At 63.3% G+C, this 18,725-nt stretch carries 15 protein-coding genes; 9 read left to right on the top strand and 6 right to left on the bottom strand.

Translation table 11 applies throughout. The annotated features are described in order from the left end of the window. Positions 1 to 186: 186 nt before the first annotated feature. From HMPREF2944_RS06885 to HMPREF2944_RS06865, 5 genes are all read right to left on the bottom strand, one after another. Entirely contained in the window at positions 187 to 516 is a 330-nt protein-coding gene (locus HMPREF2944_RS06885) for a metal-sulfur cluster assembly factor (RefSeq protein WP_070681830.1), read from the bottom strand. Between the two features lie 39 nt (positions 517 to 555). Beyond that, on the bottom strand, positions 556 to 1,314 hold the full coding sequence (gene sufC / locus HMPREF2944_RS06880) for a Fe-S cluster assembly ATPase SufC (RefSeq protein ID WP_049334152.1): 759 nt from the start codon (positions 1,312 to 1,314) through the stop codon (positions 556 to 558). A gap of 18 nt (positions 1,315 to 1,332) precedes the next feature. Further along, positions 1,333 to 2,607, bottom strand: coding sequence for a Fe-S cluster assembly protein SufD (gene sufD, locus HMPREF2944_RS06875; RefSeq protein ID WP_049334151.1), 1,275 nt, complete (start codon positions 2,605 to 2,607; stop codon positions 1,333 to 1,335). Continuing rightward, complete coding sequence (sufB, locus tag HMPREF2944_RS06870) at positions 2,607 to 4,064, bottom strand: Fe-S cluster assembly protein SufB (RefSeq protein ID WP_049342817.1); 1,458 nt, start codon at positions 4,062 to 4,064, stop codon at positions 2,607 to 2,609. Before sufB ends, sufD begins: the two co-directional genes overlap by 1 nt. Positions 4,065 to 4,148: 84 nt before the next feature. After that, complete coding sequence (locus HMPREF2944_RS06865; RefSeq protein ID WP_070681827.1) at positions 4,149 to 5,048, bottom strand: helix-turn-helix transcriptional regulator; 900 nt, start codon at positions 5,046 to 5,048, stop codon at positions 4,149 to 4,151. Between the two features lie 166 nt (positions 5,049 to 5,214). Between HMPREF2944_RS06865 and HMPREF2944_RS06860 the strand changes: the two genes are divergently transcribed. The 9 genes from HMPREF2944_RS06860 to HMPREF2944_RS06825 all read left to right on the top strand — a co-directional run bounded on the left by HMPREF2944_RS06860 (position 5,215) and on the right by HMPREF2944_RS06825 (position 15,794). Then, the gene (locus HMPREF2944_RS06860; RefSeq protein ID WP_070484629.1) at positions 5,215 to 6,303 is read left to right on the top strand and encodes an ABC transporter ATP-binding protein; all 1,089 of its coding nucleotides are present in this window, start codon (positions 5,215 to 5,217) and stop codon (positions 6,301 to 6,303) included. Beyond that, a complete protein-coding gene (locus HMPREF2944_RS06855) occupies positions 6,300 to 7,157 on the top strand; it encodes an ABC transporter permease (protein ID WP_070681824.1) in 858 nt (285 codons plus the stop codon). The genes HMPREF2944_RS06860 and HMPREF2944_RS06855 overlap by 4 nt, the downstream gene beginning before the upstream one ends. Before the next feature lie 725 nt (positions 7,158 to 7,882). Next, positions 7,883 to 9,985, top strand: coding sequence for a transketolase (gene tkt / locus HMPREF2944_RS06850; protein WP_070681821.1), 2,103 nt, complete (start codon positions 7,883 to 7,885; stop codon positions 9,983 to 9,985). A 146-nt stretch (positions 9,986 to 10,131) separates the two neighbouring features. Then, complete coding sequence (gene tal, locus HMPREF2944_RS06845; protein WP_070681818.1) at positions 10,132 to 11,235, top strand: transaldolase; 1,104 nt, start codon at positions 10,132 to 10,134, stop codon at positions 11,233 to 11,235. A 225-nt stretch (positions 11,236 to 11,460) separates the two neighbouring features. Next, entirely contained in the window at positions 11,461 to 13,008 is a 1,548-nt protein-coding gene (zwf, locus tag HMPREF2944_RS06840) for a glucose-6-phosphate dehydrogenase (RefSeq protein WP_070681815.1), read from the top strand. Further along, on the top strand, positions 13,005 to 13,991 hold the full coding sequence (locus HMPREF2944_RS06835; RefSeq protein WP_070681812.1) for a glucose-6-phosphate dehydrogenase assembly protein OpcA: 987 nt from the start codon (positions 13,005 to 13,007) through the stop codon (positions 13,989 to 13,991). The genes zwf and HMPREF2944_RS06835 overlap by 4 nt, the downstream gene beginning before the upstream one ends. After that, positions 13,984 to 15,075 carry a 6-phosphogluconolactonase gene (locus tag HMPREF2944_RS06830; protein WP_070681809.1) on the top strand — a complete coding sequence of 364 codons (1,092 nt, stop codon included), beginning with the start codon at positions 13,984 to 13,986 and terminating at the stop codon, positions 15,073 to 15,075. Before HMPREF2944_RS06835 ends, HMPREF2944_RS06830 begins: the two co-directional genes overlap by 8 nt. Positions 15,076 to 15,205: 130 nt before the next feature. Further along, positions 15,206 to 15,457 (top strand): toxin HicA, encoded by a 252-nt coding sequence (locus tag HMPREF2944_RS09040; protein WP_083313100.1) that lies wholly within the window; start codon positions 15,206 to 15,208, stop codon positions 15,455 to 15,457. Then, positions 15,450 to 15,794, top strand: coding sequence for a type II toxin-antitoxin system HicB family antitoxin (locus HMPREF2944_RS06825; protein ID WP_070604265.1), 345 nt, complete (start codon positions 15,450 to 15,452; stop codon positions 15,792 to 15,794). The genes HMPREF2944_RS09040 and HMPREF2944_RS06825 overlap by 8 nt, the downstream gene beginning before the upstream one ends. Positions 15,795 to 15,908: 114 nt before the next feature. On the opposite strand, the gene HMPREF2944_RS06820 is transcribed toward HMPREF2944_RS06825, so the two are convergent. Continuing rightward, the gene (locus HMPREF2944_RS06820; RefSeq protein WP_070681806.1) at positions 15,909 to 18,551 is read right to left on the bottom strand and encodes a hypothetical protein; all 2,643 of its coding nucleotides are present in this window, start codon (positions 18,549 to 18,551) and stop codon (positions 15,909 to 15,911) included. Positions 18,552 to 18,725 lie beyond the last annotated feature (174 nt).

Here is an 18,725-nt window from a genome sequence, read left to right as displayed (position 1 = left end):
CCCCCCCCCGTCAAATTGTCCTAATTATCAATAAAAAATCTATCCTTGTTGTCACCGCATAATCCTCAGCCTACAAAACATAGCGCTAGGTCTTTGCCCTAATTTTTAACAACATAAAAACACCCGCCGGGTGCGGAGAGTCTATGCTCTCCACACCCGGCGGGTGTCTATTCAGCATCTAGGAGCTTAGATGTTGAAGCCCAGCGCGCGCATCATGTCGCGGCCGTCCTCGGTGATACGCTCCGGACCCCACGGCGGCATCCAAACCCAGTTCACGCGCCAGGAATCCACCACGTTCTCCAGGTTGGCCTGTACCTGCTCCTCAATCACTTCCTGCAGCGGGCAGGCTGCGGTGGTCAGAGTCAGGTCCAGAATGAGGGTTCCATCCTCATCCCAGCGCAGACCGTAGAGCAGACCGAGGTCAACAATATTGACGCCGAGCTCCGGGTCAATGACCTCCTTGAGGGCTTCCTCAATCTCTTCCTGAGGAACACGACCCTGCACAGTCTCAGTCATAGTCCTATCTTTCTGTCAGAATCCGGTAGGAGAAGAAGCTTACTTCTTACCCACGTAAGAGACGTAGCCCTCTTCCTCCAGGCGGTCAGCCAGCTCGGGGCCGCCCTGATCAACCATCTTGCCGTCCACGAACACATGCACGAACTGCGGCTTGATGTAGCGCAGGATGCGGGTGTAGTGGGTAATCAGCATGACGCCCATGTCGTTAGCCTCGTGAGCGCGGTTCACGCCCTCGGACACAATCTTCAGAGCGTCGACGTCCAGGCCGGAGTCGGTCTCGTCGAGAATGGCGAACTTGGGCTTGAGCAGCTCGAGCTGCAGAATCTCGTGGCGCTTCTTCTCACCACCGGAGAAGCCCTCGTTCACGTTACGGGAGATGAAGTCGGGGTCAATCTCCAGGTTCTTCATGGCTTCCTTAACGTCCTTGGTCCAGGTACGCAGGGAGGGAGCCTTGCCGTCCACTGCGGTCTTTGCGGAGCGCAGGAAGTTCGACATGGTCACGCCGGGAATCTCAACCGGGTACTGCATTGCGAGGAAGAGGCCGGCGCGGGCACGCTCGTCAACGCTCATCTCGGTGATGTCCTGGCCGTCCAGCAGAATCTGGCCGGAATCAACCTGGTACTTGGGGTGGCCGGCGATGGTCGAAGCCAGGGTGGACTTACCGGAACCGTTGGGGCCCATGATGGCGTGAATCTCGCCCGAGTTGATGGTCAGGTTAACGCCCTTGAGGATGGGCTTGGTGGTTTCGTCATCGAGGATGACCGAGACGTGAAGGTCCTTGATTTCAAGAGTAGACATTATTTCTCCTGGTAAAGCTTAGTTGTTGCTGAGTGCGAGCTCTGCCTCAAGGGCCTCGGTGAGCTGCTCTTCAAGTTCGGGAACGCGAATCTGCTGAATGACCTCGTTCAGGAAGCCGCGCACCACCAGACGGCGGGCCTCAGCCTCCGGAATACCGCGAGCCTGCAGGTACCACAGGTGCTGCTCATCGAGCTGGCCGGTGGTGGATGCGTGACCGGCGCCCTCAATCAGGCCGGTCTCAATCTCCAGGTTCGGCACGGAGTCGGCGCGGGGGCCAACTTCCAGCAGCAGGTTACGGTTCAGCTCGTAGGTGTCGGTGCCTTCAGCGTCCTTACCAATCAGAACGTCACCAACCCATACGGAGTGTGCGCCCTTGCCCTGCAGCGCGCCCTTGTAGGTCACGCGGGACTTGCAGTTGGGCACGGAGTGGTCCACGAACAGACGGGACTCAATGTGCTGGCCGGCATCCACGAAGTACAGGCCGTACATTTCGGTCTCGGCGCCGGGGGCGGTGAACTTGGTCGAGGGGGTCACGCGCACCAGGTCGCCACCGAGGGAAACCACCACGTGCTTGAAGCGGGAGTTGCGGCCCAGCTTAGCGTACTGTGCGGAGGTGTGGATGGCGTCGTCAGCCCACTGCTGGACGGACACGACGTTCAGCTCGGCCTCGTCGTCCACCACGAACTCGATGTTCTGTGCGAGCACGGTGGAGCCGGTGTGGCGGATGACCACGACGGCCTTCGAGAAGGGCTTAGCCTCAATCACGATGTGCTGGGCGGCGGGCTCGTTGCCGGTGCCGTCGATATCAATCTCGACGTGCTCGGACAGCTCGGCCTCGGCGGGGATGGTCACCACGGTTGCCTCGGAGAAGCTGGACCAGGCGTTAGCCGCCACGCGATCCTCGGGAACACCGGCGGAGCCGATGCGCTCGTCCTCGCGGGAGACGGTCTCAACCTTGACCTGCTCGGGTGCGGTCACCTTCGGTGCCGGTGCGGTGCCGGTCAGCTTCTCCAGGTGCAGGCCACCCAGACGCTTCAGCGGGGTGAAGCGCCAATCCTCTTCACGGCCGGTCAGCGGAGCGAAGTCCTCAACGTTGTAGGAGGTCTTACGCTCGGCACGGGATGCCTCCAGCACCTTCTGGATGTTGTTCGGGTTGGAGCCCTGGTGGTGTGCCTCGGTGGCACGGTACAGGGTGTCATCGTGGGCGAACTCGGTGGCGAGCTTCTCGCCCTCCTGGTCCATACCGGGGATGATCGGGGAGTGGTAACCCAGAGTTTCTTCGTTGGTCGGCATTAGCCCACAGATCCTTCCATCTGAAGTTCGATCAGGCGGTTCAGTTCGAGTGCGTACTCCATCGGCAGCTCGCGGGCAATAGGCTCAACGAAGCCGCGAACGATCATCGCCATTGCTTCTTCTTCGCTCAGGCCACGCTGCATCAGGTAGAACAGCTGGTCTTCAGAGACGCGGGAAACCGTCGCCTCGTGACCCATGGTCACATCGTCCTCGCGCACGTCCACGTAGGGGTAGGTGTCAGAACGGGAGATGGTGTCCACCAGCAGGGCGTCACACACCACGGAGGACTTGGAGTGCTTAGCACCCTCGCGCACCTGAACCAGGCCGCGGTAGGCGCTACGGCCACCGTTACGGGCCACGGACTTCGACACGATGGTCGAGGAGGTGTTCGGGGCGATGTGAACCATCTTCGAACCGGTGTCCTGGTGCTGACCCTCGCCAGCGAACGCGATGGACAGGGTCTCACCCTTGGCGTGCTCGCCAACCATGTAGACGGCGGGGTACTTCTGGGTGACCTTCGAACCGATGTTGCCGTCCACCCATTCCATGGTGGCACCCTCGTGCGCAACCGCACGCTTGGTCACCAGGTTGTAGACGTTGTTCGACCAGTTCTGAATCGTGGTGTAGCGAACGCGGGCGTTCTTCTTCAGCACAATCTCAACCACTGCGGAGTGCAGGGAGTCGGACTTGTACACGGGGGCGGTGCAGCCCTCGATGTAGTGAACGTAAGAGCCCTCGTCAGCAATGATCAGGGTGCGCTCGAACTGGCCCATGTTCTCGGTGTTAATACGGAAGTAGGCCTGCAGCGGAATCTCAACGTGAACTCCCGGGGGAACGTACACGAAGGAACCACCGGACCACACTGCGGTGTTCAGCGCGGAGAACTTGTTGTCACCAATCGGGATGATGGAGCCGAAGTACTCCTTGAACAGCTCGGGGTACTCGCGCAGACCGGTGTCGGTGTCGACGAAGATCACGCCCTGCTTCTCCAGGTCCTCGCGAATCTGGTGGTACACGACCTCGGACTCGTACTGTGCAGCCACACCCGCGACCAGCGAGTTACGCTCCGCCTCGGGAATACCCAGGCGCTCGTAGGTGGTGCGGATATCCTCGGGCAGTTCCTCCCAGGAGCCGGCCTGACCCTCGGTCGAACGCACGAAGTACTTGATGTTGTCGAAGTCGATTTCGGAAAGATCCGCGCCCCAGGTGGGCATGGGCTTACGCTCGAAGAACTTCAGCGCCTTCAGACGCATGTCCAGCATCCACTGGGGTTCGTTCTTCTTCGCGGAGATGTCACGCACGACGTCCTCGTCCAGGCCGCGCTTTGCTACCTGGCCTGCTTCGTCGGAGTCTGCCCAACCGTACTCGTAGTTACCAATGCCCTCGAGTTCGGGGTTCATCTCCAGGATCTCTGAAATGACGGTATCGTTGGCGTTCTGCCCAACTTTCTCAGTCATTACGGCCTTTCTTCGATGGTTATTACATTCTCTCCGCCACCTGCCGGATGCAGGCGCGGTAGTCCTTGGGGTTCGAGCCGCCGGCTAGACGCTCGGCTTCTCAGCCGGCGTGCCGTCATCGGGCTCGGTCAGCGTGGCTGGTTTCGTCGACTTCGCGTTCTCCGCCACGGTCTCTCGGTTCAGCGGCACGTGCGTGGTGCACACGTGCGCGCCCGAGGCCATCGTGGAGAGCCTGCGAACATCAACGCCCAGAAGATCAGAAATAATCCCGGTCTCCTGCTCGCAGAAGACCTGGAAGTCTTCGGCCAGGTCGCGAACCGGGCAGTGGCCCTGGCACAGCTGGATACTCGCGAGGAAGTGCTCCGGCACGCTACGACCCACGGGAGGCTCGGTTACCTGCGCGGTGGCCACGAAACCGTCCCTGCTCATGGCCTCGGCGAGCGCCTTAGCTCGGGCGGCCACATTGTCTCCGGCGGCTTCCACCACCGGGCGGTAACGCGCCTCCATCTCGGCCGCGCGGGCGGAGGCGAAGGCCTCCAGCGCCCCGTCGCCGACGGTATCGCGCAGCATCTGCAGGGCGTTACGCGCGATGAGCAGGTAGTCGTTGCCGAGCCGCTCGTGCCCCTGCGGGGCAATCACGTAGCGGCGGGCCGGGCGTCCGGCACCCGCGCCGTGCTTCTTAATGGGGGCGACCTCGATCATGTTGCTTGATTCGAGGGCATCCAGGTGACGGCGGACCGCGGCGGGGGTCAGGCTGAGCAGCTCCCCCAGGCTTGCAGCGGATACCGGTCCGTGGTTAAGAACGCCGCGGAGCACGCGGTCTCGGGTGCGTTCCTCAGCCTCGGCCTTACGCTTGGATGTGCGTGCCGCGGAGGACTTTTTGGTGGAAGCACTACAAGAGCCCGACGCTGCACCTCGGGTGCCGCCTCGGGTCTGTGCCTCACGCTCGGAGGAGCGCTGAGATGTCTTGTTCACGGAATACACAAATAAAGTATGTCCTAATTGTTTTTTCTTTGGCTAGTTAGGTCTTCCTACTTGATGACTTTTTTACCCGAAGCTGAATGTTGATCGTCTTAAAAATGTGTTGAGCACGTGAGGTAGTGCATAGAATATAGGGGTATATCACGCGAATAAATCGAAAGTTATGCCCATGGAGACCACCACCGCACGCGCGGACCGCTCAGAGGAGACAGCCTCCTCCCCCACGGCGCGCAGGCTCACCGTCGCCGAAGAACCGGCACTGAGCGTCAAGGACCTCATTAAAGAGTTCAAGCCCTCCCGAGCGTTCCGCAATAAGCACCCCGAACGACTCACCGCAAGCGGCTACTACCGCGCCGTCAACCGGGTGAATTTGCGTGTCTTCCCCGGCGAAGTGGTGGTTCTTCTCGGCGCGAACGGCGCAGGTAAAACTACGACCCTCGCCTGCGCCCAGGGCCTGCTCAAGCCCACCCGCGGTACCGTGCGCCTGCTCGGCGAGAACCCCCTCCTGGCAGACCCCGAGCTGCGCGCCAAGGTCGGCATTATGCTTCAGGATGGCGGCCTGCCCAACGCCATGCACCCCATCCCGCTGCTCGAGCACATCGCAAGCATGTACACCGACCCCTACCCGGTTGAAGAGCTCGCGCACCGCCTGGGCATTGATGCGTTCAACGGCACCACGATTCGGCGCCTCTCGGGCGGTCAGAAGCAACGTGTGGCGCTCGCGGCGGCCCTCATCGGCAAGCCGGACGTGCTCTTCCTCGACGAGCCCTCCGCGGGCTTGGACCCGCAATCGCGCAACGTCGTGTTCGAAATTATTCGCGAACAGCGCGAGCGCGGCGTGGCCATCGTGCTCACCACGCACCTGATTGACGATGCACAGAAGCTCGCCGATTACGTGTACATCATCGAGGACGGCACCACCGTGCAGGAGGGCACCGTTCCCGAGCTGATCGCTAACGACGGCACGAACCGCCTACGCTACACCCTGGATGCCCCCACCCCCAGCCGCGAGGAGCTGCTCCCGGCACACCTGCGGGCCGGCGTGAAACTCATCGAGACGGTCCCCTACGTTCCCGCCTCGGAGGAGCACCCGGCCGTGACCGGCGAGTACGAGCTCGTCGGTCCCCTGCGCGCGGAGCACCTGGCGGCCTTCACCGCGGCGCTGGCCGAACGCTACCTCATGCCAATTTCTCTCAAGATGGAACCGAAGACCCTCGAGGACGTCTTCCTCGATATTTCAGGACGTGATATTCGATGAGCCCCACCGCTTCTACCGACCGCGAGCAGAGCACGAGCGCTGCGGCGGATACCTCAGCCCGGGGCGTCGCCATCGACGAGGACGAGGAGTACATCCCGCCCCGCGCGAACTACCCGCTCGTGCGCGTGATTGAGCAGGGTCGTTACGAGACGATGGCGATGCTCCGCAACGGCGAGCAGCTGATGCTGAACATCATCTTCCCCGTCATGGCGCTTCTGGGCCTGCGCTTTACGGGCCTAATTGATGACTACGCCCATTCGGTGGGGGTTTCGCGTATGGATGCGGCGGTCCCCGGCGTGCTGGCCCTCTGCGTCATCTCCACGGCGCTGTCGGGCCAGGGCATCGCGACTGGTTTTGACCGCCGCTACGGCGTGCTTCGCTTTCTGGCGACCACTCCCCTGGGCCGCAACGGCCTGATTCTGGGCAAGTGCATCGCCGTGGTGGTCGTGCTGATCATCCAGTTCGTGCTCGTGGGCGTGGTCGGGTACGGCCTGGGTTGGCGTCCGGACGCCATCGCCCTCTCGCGAGCCTTCCTCACCCTGCTGCTGGGCGCGGCGGCCTTTACGGCGCTGGGCCTGCTGATTGCCGGTACGGTGCGCGCGGAGGCGACCCTCGCGATTGTGAACATCGCCTGGGTGGTTCTGGCCGGCGCGGGCGGTGTGCTGTTCCCGCTCAGTTCCTTCCCCGATTGGTACGGCGCGATCGTATCCTGGTTCCCCTCGGCGGCTCTGGGCGAGGCTCTGCGCGGCAATTTCATTCACCACCAGTGGATGGCGGACCCGCACTGGGTTCTGACGGTTTGGACCGTCATTCTCGGCCTGATTACCTCGCGCAAGTTCAAGTGGTCCGACTAGTCTGACTGCGCCCCTTAGACCTGCGCTTCATGGCTGGTGCTTCACGACCGGTACTTCACCCGATGCCCCGCGGCTTTCGAATACTTCGAAAGCCGCGGGGCATTGCCGTGTCCGGGTGCGGCTGTCAACGAGGGGTCGCTGGCAAGCCCGCTAGCGGGTAGAGGCAAACCGAGGAACAGGCGCGGGGCAGGTGGGGGTGTTCAGAGGCGCCCGCGCGGCCAAACCCGATAGCCGACGTTCGGGGTTAAATTCGGGGTTAAAAAGAAAGCCCCCTCCTGCCGAACCACGAGTCCAACCACCACAGTTGGACTCCATCACGTTCATGTTCGGAGGAGGGGCTTTAATCACCGAGGGGCGGACCGACCCAACCACTGTCTCGGTCCGCAACCTTCCCGCTCAACCTTAACATGAGCTTTACCACCCCTCAAAATCTCTTACAGCTGAAGGCAGCCCGCACCACGCCGGTTTCGCACCGATTCGGCACCGCCCCAACGGCGCTCCCGGGCGGGCGGCGTTCCATCCTGTGAATGTACACACCCTCACATCAGATAGTGCGGCGGAGTGAACTATCCTTGTTAAACGAAAAGGACGCAACCAGCCTCCGGGGCACCCGCCGGAACGCACCGCGCGGAATAAACACCCCCGGGGTACCGTTACGCCCCATGGACAGGGCGTCAGCACCTAGCCGCTGGCGCATCCACTCACCCTTGCGAAAGGACACCCACGTGGCAGAAAACCTCCAGTGGACAGAAACCGATCAGCGAGCCGTTGACACCGCCCGCATCCTTGCCGCCGACGCCGTAGAGAAGGTCGGCTCCGGCCACCCCGGCACCGCGATGAGCCTGGCCCCGGTCGCCTACCTGCTGTTCCAGAAGGTCATGAACCAGGACCCGGCCGACGACCGTTGGGAAGGCCGCGACCGCTTCATCCTCTCCCCCGGCCACACCTCCCTGACCCTGTACACCCAGCTCTTCCTCGGCGGCTACGGCCTCGAGATGAAGGACCTGGAGGAGCTGCGCACCTGGGGCGCCCTCACCCCCGGCCACCCCGAGTACAAGCACACCAAGGGCGTTGAGATCACCACCGGTCCGCTCGGCCAGGGCCTGGCCTCCGCCGTTGGTTTCGCCTACGCACAGCGCCGTATGCGCGGCATGTTCGACCCCGAAGCAGCACCGGGCACCTCCCCGTTCGACCACCACATCTACGTCATCGCCTCCGAGGGTGACGTGCAGGAAGGCGTCACCGCCGAAGCCAGCGCGCTTGCGGGCCACCAGGAGCTCGGCAACCTGATTGTCGTCTGGGACCGCAACCACATCTCCATTGAGGAAGACACCGACGTCGCCTTCACCGAGGACGTGGCCAAGCGCTACGAGTCCTACGGCTGGGACGTTCAGCGCGTGGACTGGACCCGCACCGGCGAGTACGTCGAGGACGTCGCAGAACTGTACGCCGCTATTGAGCGCGCGAAGGCCGTCACCGACAAGCCCTCGTTCATCGAGCTGCGCACCATCATCGGCTACCCCGCACCGCACAAGCAGAACACCGGCGCAGTGCACGGCTCCAAGCTCGGTGCCGAGGAAGTTGCCGCCACCAAGGAGGTGCTCGGCTTCGACCCCGCCAAGAGCTTCTTCATCGAGGAGAACGTGCTCGAGCACACCCGTCAGCTGCGCGAGCGCGGTGCCGCCGCCCACAAGGCCTGGGACGAGAAGTTCGAGGCCTGGGCCAAGGCTAACCCCGAGCGCGCCGCACTGTACAAGCGCCTGGTCGCGGGCGAGCTGCCCGCCGACTACAAGGCCGCCTTCCCCGTGTTCGAGGCCGGCACCTCCGTGGCAACCCGCGCGGCATCCGGCACCGTCATTAACGCTATCGCCGAGACCTTCCCCGAGCTGTGGGGCGGCTCCGCCGACCTGGCCGGTTCGAACCTGACCACCATCAAGGGCGCGGATTCCTTCAACCCGGCATCGCGCAGCACCGAAGACTGGACCGCGAACCCCTACGGTCGCGTGCTGCACTTCGGTATTCGCGAGCAGGCCGCCGCAGCGATTGTGAACGGCATCGTGCTCTCCTCGCCGACCCGCGCGTTCTCGGGCACCTTCTTCGTGTTCTCCGACTACCAGCGTCCGGCGGTTCGCCTCTCGGCCCTGATGGGTGTTCCCTCGCTGTACGTGTGGACCCACGACTCCATCGGTGTGGGCGAGGATGGCCCGACCCATCAGCCCATCGAGCACCTCTCCTCCCTGCGCGCTATCCCCGGCTTCGACGTGGTTCGTCCCGCGGACGCTAACGAAACCGCCGTCGCATGGCGCACCATCATGGAGAAGACGGACCGCCCCGCAGGTATCGTGCTCTCCCGCCAGAACCTGCCCGTTTGGGCTCGTGAGGACGTGCACCCCGACGCCGAGGGTGAGAAGTTCGCCTCCGCAGAGGGCACCGCACGCGGCGGCTACATCATGGCTGACACCGAGGGCACCCCGGACGTCATCCTGATTGCTACCGGCTCCGAGGTTGAGCTGGCCGTCCAGGCTCGCGCAACCCTCGCCGAGCAGGGCATCGCGGCTCGCGTGGTTTCTATGCCTTCGCGCGAGTGGTTCGCTGAGCAGAGCGAGGAGTACCGCGAGTCGGTTCTGCCCTCCTCCGTGGCAGCGCGTGTCTCCGTCGAGGCCGGCCTGGCCATGAGCTGGTACGACCTGCTCGGTTCCGCGGGCCGCGCCGTGTCCATCGAGCACTTCGGTGCATCCGCCGATGCGAAGACCCTGTACCGCGAATTTGGTATCACCGCCGAGGCCGTCGTGGAGGCCGCTAAGGCATCCATCGCCGCCGCCAAGTAAGCGATACTCGTGCCCTCGGAACGCAACGGTTCCGGGAGGCGCGACGCGAACAATCCGGGCGCCCCGCTACGAGGGGCGCCCGGGCCCGCTATCGCGTCCCTCCAATACTTTTTCATTTCCTCATTCAAGAATCGAAGGTTTTATCCATGTCTGAGTCCACTCAGAAGCTTTCCGACGCCGGTGTCTCCATCTGGCTTGACGACCTCTCCCGCGAGCGCCTGACCAGCGGCAACCTCGCCGAGCTCATCAAGACCCACAACGTGGTCGGCGTGACCACCAACCCCACCATCTTCGCGGGCGCGCTCTCCAAGGGCGCCGCATACGCCGAGCAGATGCGTGAGCTGGCCGCCGCCGGTGCCGACGTCGAGGAAGCCGTCTTCGCGGCAACCTGCGACGACGTGCGCAACGCCTGCGACGTGTTCGAACCCATCTACAAGTCCACCAACGGTTTTGACGGTCGCGTCTCCATCGAGGTTGACCCCCGCCTGGCACGTGACGCCGAGGGCACCGCAAAGATGGCGCGCGAGCTCTACGAGCGTGTGGGCCGCGAAAACGTCATGATTAAGATCCCCGCAACCAAGGAAGGTCTGCGCCCCATCGCAGAGACCCTGGCTGCAGGCATCAGCGTGAACGTGACCCTGATTTTCTCCCTGACCCGCTACCGCGAGGTCATCAACGCCTACATGCTCGGCCTGGAGCAGGCGCTGGAGAACGGTAAGGACCTGTCCACCATCCACTCCGTCGCTTCCTTCTTCGTCTCCCGCGTGGACACCGAGGTTGACGGCCGCCTGGAGGCTATCGGCGGCGACGCCCTTGAGCTGAAGGGCCAGGCAGGTCTGGCCAACGCACGCCTCGCCTACGAGGTCTTCGAGGAAATGTTCTCCACCGAGCGTTGGGCTCGCCTGCAGGCACACGGCGCGAACGTGCAGCGTCCGCTGTGGGCCTCCACCGGCGTGAAGGACCCCTCGCTGCCCGATACCCTCTACGTGACCGGCCTGGTGGCACCGAACACCGTGAACACTATGCCCGAGGCAACCCTAAACGCCGTTGCCGACCACGGCGAGATCACCGGCAACACCATCGTTCCGAACTACTCCGAGTCGAACAAGGTTCTGGACGCCATCGCCGAGCGCGGCATCTCCTACGCCGAGGTCGTCGAGAAGCTCGAGACCGAGGGCCTGTCCAAGTTCGATGTCTCCTGGGAAGAGCTGCTGCAGACCGTCCGCGAGGCACTCGACAACGCTCGCTAAGACGTTGGTCGTCTCCTTCGTGAGGCGACCGGATGTGCTCCCCTAATCCGCCGGGTTCCGCCGGGTCTCGCTGTTGGGCCCGACGGATTAGGGCGGCCCCCAGCTGACGAACCCAAAACGGTACAATACTGGGTACACACCTTCCACGATGCGGCATCGCCTCCGCGCGATATGGTACGAACCGCGCGCCGCACGAACCAACCAAGGCAATCAAAGGAATATATTGTGACTTTCGGTCATGAAGCGAACCCCCTGCGGGACCCTCGCGACCGCCGCATCACCCGCATTGCGGGGCCGTCCGCGCTCGTCTTCTTTGGCGTAACCGGCGACCTGGCCCGCAAGAAGCTGCTTCCGGCAGTGTATGACCTCATGAACCGCGGTTTGCTCCCGCCGAGCTTCGGCCTGGTCGGCTTTGGCCGCCGCCCCTGGAGCGACGACGACTTCCGCAACTACGTGCGTGAGTCCGTTGAGGCAAACGCCCGCACCCCCTTCCGCGAGGACGTTTGGAACCAGTTCCAGCAGGGTATGCGATTCGTCGAGGGCGCCTTTGATGACGACGCCGCCTTCGAGAAACTCAAGAGCACCCTCGCCGAGCTCGACGAGCGTGGCGCACACGGCAACCACGCCTTCTACCTCTCCATCCCCCCGAAGGCCTTCGAGCAGGTCCTCACCAAGCTCGCCGAGCACGGCCTGGCATCGCGCGACGACGACACCGTCAACCCCGTCGACGGTTGGCGCCGCGTGGTCATCGAGAAGCCCTTCGGCCACGATCTGAAGAGCGCGCGCGAGCTGAACTCCATCGTGGAGGCGGTCTTCCCGCCCGACGCCGTGTTCCGCATCGACCACTACCTGGGTAAGGAAACCGTTCAGAACATCCTGGCGATGCGTTTCTCCAACCAGATGTTCGAGCCGCTCTGGAACTCCCACTACGTGGACCACGTGCAGATCACCATGGCCGAGGACATCGGCATCGGCTCCCGCGCAGGCTACTACGACGGCGTGGGCGCGGCCCGCGACGTCATCCAGAACCACCTGCTGCAGCTGCTCGCCCTCACCGCCATGGAAGAGCCCCTCAGCCTGGACGCCAAGCACCTGCGCGCTGAGAAGGCGAAGGTCCTCGAAGCAGTCCGCATCGACGACCTGCCGAACTCTTTCGCGGTCGGACAGTACTCCGCAGGCTACCAGGGCGGCGAGCACGTCAACGGCTTCTTCGACGAGAAGGACATTCCCGCCGACTCCCGCACCGAAACCTTCGCCGCGCTGAAGCTCTCCATCGCCAACCGCCGCTGGGAAGGCACCCCCTTCTACCTGCGCGCCGGCAAGCGCCTGGGCCGCCGAGTCACCGAAATCGCCGTGATCTTCAAGAAGTCCTCCGACCGCCTCTTCGGCGAACGCGAGAACCCGCAGGTCGGCCAGAACGCCATCGTCATCCGCGTGCAGCCCGACGAAGGCATGACCATCCGCTTCTCCGCGAAGGTGCCCGGCACCCAGATGGAAATCCGCGACGTCAACATGGACTTCGGGTACGGCCACTCCTTCACCGAGGAATCCCCCGAAGCATACGAGCGCCTCATCCTGGACGTTCTGCTCGGCGAGCCGCCGCTGTTCCCCCGCCACGAAGAAGTTGAGCTCTCCTGGAAGATCCTCGACCCCTTCGAAGAGTACTGGGAAGAACACCACATTAAGCCCGAACCCTACGAGTCCGGTTCGTGGGGTCCGCGTTCGGCACACGAAATGCTCGAACGCGACAACCGCGCTTGGAGGCGCCCGTGATTTCGCATCTGCACCACACCACCGTTTCCGCCATCAACAAGGAACTGAGCCAGCTGCGCGCCAACAACGGCAGCCTCAGCAGCGGACGTGTGCTCACCCTCGTCGTGCTCGCCGAGAAGGGCCACTCCCGCGAGGCTATGCGCGCGGCGATTCGCGCCTCCCACGAGCATCCGAGCCGCATCATCGTGCACATTTCGCATGACCCGCTCGACCCCGACCAGCTGGATGCAGAAATCCACCTCGGCGGCGACACCGGCGCATCCGAGATGATTGTTCTGCGCGGCTGGGGTAGCGCATCCCGCCCGACCGAGGCACTGATTTCTGGCCTGCTGCTGCCGGACTCCCCCATCGTGGTCTGGTGGCCGCACTCGGTACCCGAGAACCCGGCACAGCACTCCATCGGTCGCATCGCGCAGCGCCGCATCACCGATTCTGCGCGTGCGGCGGACCCGAAGGCCACCCTGACTCACCTGGCCGAGGTGTACCGCGCCGGCGACACCGACCTGGCCTGGACCCGCCTCACCCTGTGGCGTACTCAGCTGGCCGCGCTCCTGGAGCAGATGCCCGCCTCCCCCGTGCGCCGTGTAGTCGTGTGGGGTTCGGGCAAGTCTCCGTCCGTGGTTCTGCTCGGTACCTGGCTCGGTTGGATGCTCAACGCACCCGTGCACCTGGCCACCATCGGTGCGGCAAACCGCGGCCTGTACCGCGTCAGCATTGAGCGCGAGGACGGTTCGGTGACCATGTTCCGCCCCGGCGTGTCCGTGGCGACCATTTCCACCCCGTACGCTCCGGATCAGCAGATTGCCCTGCCGGTACGCACCCTGGCGGAGTGCATCTCTGAGGAGCTGCGCCGCCTCGACCCGGACGACACCTACGGTGACGTGCTGAAGCAGGCGCTGCGCACCGTCACCCTCGTCGATGACACCTGCCAGCCTGAAGACACGCTGGACCTCGAAGAATACCCGGAGGTTTTCGATGCCTAAGATCCAGAACATGGGTTCCTCCACCCCCGTCCTGGTGGCGCACCCGACCCGCGAGGCCCTCGCCGCGGACGCGGTGACCCGCATCCTCGACATCATTGAGCATGTGCTCTCTGAGCGCACGATCGCCCACATTTCGCTGACCGGCGGCACCATGGGTATCGCCACCCTGAAGGCGTGGGCCGAGAACGAGCGTGTGAAGGATATCGACTGGTCGCGCGTGCACTTCTGGTTCTCGGACGAGCGTTTCGTGCCCGAGCGTAGCCCCGAACGTAATGACGGCCAGGCTATTGAGGCGCTGCTCGCTCCCCTGCTGTCGCACGGCCTGGTTGTGGGCAATGTGCACCGCATGGGTCCATCCGATATTTTCACCGGCCTTGAGGCTGCGGCTGAGCACTACGCTTTTGAGATGCGTGATTACGCCGGTTCTGCACCGGCTGTGAGCGTACAGATGCCCGAGGGCGCAACCGAACTGCCGCTGGCTGGCGGTCACGGTGGCGGCGCAGGTCATGAACACGGCGGCTGTGGTTGTGGTGGCGGCGGTTGCGGTTCTTCCGCACCCGAGCAGTCCCTCGAAGAGACCACTCTCGAAGACTTTGACGCTGCCGCTGAGGCTGCCGAGTCCGCCGGTGGTTGCGGATGCGGCGGCGGTGGTTGCTGCGGTGGTGGCGGTGGCCAGTGGCCCGCACCGGTCTTCGACATCACCCTGCTGGGCATGGGCCCGGACGGCCACATCGCTTCCCTGTTCCCGGGCCGCAAGCAGGTTCTGCTGGGTACCGGTCTACCGGAGGATCCGGTTGAGGGCGGTAAGGCCGTGACCGTGATGGTTTCTGACTCGCCGAAGCCGCCGGCTGAGCGCGTGTCGGTGACCCTGCCGATTATTAACAACTCCCGCAACGTCTTCTTCCTCATCACCGGTGAGGATAAGCAGGATGCGACCAGCCGCCTTCTGGCTGGCGCTAAGCTGGACGCTGAGGACCTGAACGCGGAGCTGCTGTTGGAGACCCCGGCGGTGGGTGCGCGCGGTAAGAAGCAGACCCTGATTTTTGCAACTGAGGAGTCGCTGGCTCCCGAGAACCGCCCGTAAGGTTCGGTTCTGGTTCGGTTCTGAACTGCATGAGATAAAGAGTGGAGCCCCGGATAGTTTCGGCTATCCGGGGCTTTTCTCTATGGTTTTAAACCACCCCGAAATGGTACTAGAAGTGGTACTATGAAGTATGCCGAGTATTGAAGATTTAGTTGCGAAGATGGCCTCCAGCCCTCAAAACGTTACTTTCACTCAACTTCAAAAGGTATGCACCCATTTCTTTGGAGCGCCGCGTATCCGCGGATCTCACCACTACTACAGCACCCCCTGGCGTGGTGACCCTATTGTCAACATTCAACAGGGAAACTCCGGTAAAGCAAAGAAATACCAAGTCAAGCAGGTTCTAACTGCCATTCGAAAACTGGAGAATAACGATGACTAGTACTCTCCCCCGCCAAGAGCTCTACACCTACCGCGTCGAGTGGTCTGAAGACGACCAGGAATTTGTCGGAACCGTAGCCGAATTTCCCAGCCTCTCATACCTGGCTCCGACCTCGACCGAGGCATTCGCAGGTATCCGAGAAGTCGTCGCCGACACCCTCGAAATTCTTGAAGAAGACGGCCGCGAGGCACCCGAACCGTTCTCTCTGCGTTCCTTCTCAGGACGATTCAACTTGCGTGTTTCACCGCAATTGCATCGTCGTCTGGTTCAGCAGGCAGCGCTTTCTCACCAGAGCCTGAACCAGTACGTGAGCCAACAGCTCGAAGCAGTCGCCTAAGTAAGCCAGTACATCTTCATCATCCGACGAAGATTCCAAAATGTTATGACATGACAAAAGAGTGGAGCCCCGGATAGTTTCGACTATCCGGGACTCCACTCTTGCTACGCCCGCTTACTTTTCAGCGGCGGCATGATTCTGCGGCTCTTGCTCCTCCGAAGATTCCTCCCTCTCGAAGCCCACGTACAGTGCCGCCAGCGACGGAACCGTCGCCTCCAGCACCTCCTGCGCCTCCTCGGGGCTCGCCGCAAGCTTCGCGCCGGTCAGCTGCAGGTACTCGCGCACCGTCATGGGCTGCGCCCAGTCAAAGTGCTCACGCACGGCGGTGATGTTCGCGCCAGACTGCAACACGTTAATACCGTGGGCAAGACCGATATCCGTCACCTTCACGATAGCGTCAGTCTCATCAGGAATGTCGTACGGGTCGCGGTTCTGCAGGTTCACGATAAACGGCAGCACGCCGCGGCTCTCAGCGCGCAAGGTGAACTTGGTGTGCACCTGGCTCACCTCGTGCACCTCACCCACGCCCACGGCGGGCACCAGCATGAAGCCCGCCTGCAGATCGTTCACCGCGGCCAGGGTGTGCGCCTCCCCGAAACCGGAGTACAGCTGCACCACCGGCACGAGGTAGCACACCTCCGCCTTGAGCGCCTTGCGAGCCTCAATGTCGATGTACTCCCAGGCGCCGCCGGTACCGTCCGTAATGTCGCCGGAGTGGTGCGCGTAAATGGCGCCCTGGCTGTTCTTCACGGTCTGCGACCAGTAGCTGATCTTGTCCATGTAGTTGCCTTCGGCGTCGAATATCATCAGCGACAGGTCAATGTCCACGCCCTCATCCCAGAAGCAGAAGAGGCGAATCACGCCGGTGGGCGGCAGGTGCACCGTGGAGGTGTTGTAGCGGCCCATGCCGTCCAGGGAGGGGCGGGTACTGCGGGGGTTCAACGGCATGACCATATCGCCCACCTGCTCGGGCAGGTAGATGCTGGTCTCGGCAAGGCGGCCGGACAGGCCAATCTCGACCAGGCGTTCCAGCAGGTCCAGCACCGCCGGGCTGTACTCGCGCGCCGGAATCATGGTGGCGATACCGGTCTTGGACAGGTTCATGCGCCGCGGCGCGGCAGGCTCAGCCTTCTGAGCGGAAGCCGCGCGGCGCTCCTCACGCTGGCTCGTAGAGGGGTCGGAACCGACCGGAATGGAAGGTAGCGGGTTCTCCGGGCCGGAATTATCCCCAAAGAACGAACCCAGCGGATTCGGAATGCCCGCGTTCTGTATGCTGTTCTGAACCCTGGCGACGCCCTCCGGGTTGCGGCGCGCATAGTCAGCCATCTCCCGATCCTCCTGCACCGCCACGGGGTTGGTGGGGCGTTCCTTCGGCGGATTCGCGAGCGCGTTACGCTGCAGGGTCACCAGGTTGCGAATTTGCACCAGGATGGGCGCGGAAACGCGCGGCGCCACGGCGGCAAACGAATCAAAGATGACCTGCTGGCCGGGGCTCGGTGCGGTGTCGATGCCGTAGCGCGGCACCTCAAACGCAGTCAGGGCGCGCACCAGCTGGCGCGCGAACACGCCCGGGCGCGTGGACAGCAGACGTGCCACGCTCTGCGCATCCCGGGTTGCGTAGGCGCGGTCCACCAGCGACTCGAAGCTGTACACCTCACCGCGGTACAGGTCGTCAGCCCAGCGGCTCAGCGCGGTCAGCGACGGGTAGTCGCCGGGGTGAATCGCCTTGACGAGGCGCTTGTACATTTCGGCGCCGGGCGCGCTGTCGTAGCGGGCACCGACCGGGTCAGCCTCAATGATGCGGTTGAGCAGGTGTGCGATGCGGGTGCGTTCGCTACGGCGCAGCTTCAGGCGCGGCGCGATGCTCAGGCTCAGGTCCCCCACCGTGCCGTTGAAACGCAGGCGCGAGTATGCGGCGGCGAGGGCGAGCGCCTCCTTCATGGTACGCAGGTGCTCAGCGTCTTCGGGGTGCAGGCAGGCGGCAATGAACACGCGGTTTTCGCGGCTGGTGTTCTCAGGTCGGTCACCCGGCAGGGCGTCATGCTGGGCGATGAAACGGCGCAGCGCCACAAGGTCGCGCTGGTCGGTCTGGTTGTACGCCTGCTGCTGGCCGAGTAGCTGCCGGTAGAGGGCGTCCGCCATGATCAGGGCGTTCTGAACGCCGCTGACCATCTGCAGGGGTCGGCGGTTGCGTTCCATACTGGTGAAGTTGGAGCGGCTCATCGGCTGCTGCCACTCGTAGGGCACATAGTTCTCGGGCAGGCCACCCACGATGCGTTCGGTACCGTCCGGGTTGTAGTACGGGTTGGAGAGGTAGTGCATGATCTGCTCGGTGTAGCGCTGCTCGTCGGTGAGCGTCAGGGCGCGCAGATCAAAGTCGCGGCGGAACACGCGGCCGGGACGGTACCCGTACTCGTAGGACCAGATGGTCAAGAACAGGGCAAATTCGTTGGCGCTGACCTTCAGCGCCTGGGCGAGGGATTCCTCGCTGAGGGTCAGACCGCAATTGCTCAGGACGGATACTCGCCCCAGGTCGGTGTCGAATACGCCGGCCTGGTGCCGCTCATTAATGCTCGAGTAGTTCGAGCGATAGGAGGGGTCGTACAGGTCGGTGAAGACGTACACGCCGTAGCGGCGCATCAGGATGAGGCGCACGAGGGGGCTGAGGCCTTCGGGGGCTTCACCCTGAAGGTAGGCGGACTCGTTGAGGTAGGGTGATTCCTGCAGGTAGGGGGATGCGTCGTAGGGGGTAGTCACGGGTCGTCCTTTCCGTTGGTCTCACCCGGCTGTCACCGTCGGTGGTGTGTCTATGTTCTTATCGTAGCGGCGTGGGCGCGGGTTGTCGCTGGGGTTGGTCATCGGTGACCTGCGGGGGTGTGTATTCGCGGGGAGCAGCCGGCCGTTACGTCATTCCGTGCGGGGCTCGCTAGT

The organism is Rothia sp. HMSC072E10, assembly GCF_001813965.1.
In the GTDB taxonomy this organism is placed as follows: Bacteria; Actinomycetota; Actinomycetes; order Actinomycetales; family Micrococcaceae; genus Rothia; species Rothia mucilaginosa_A.
This window is presented reverse-complemented; position numbering and strand designations above follow the sequence as displayed.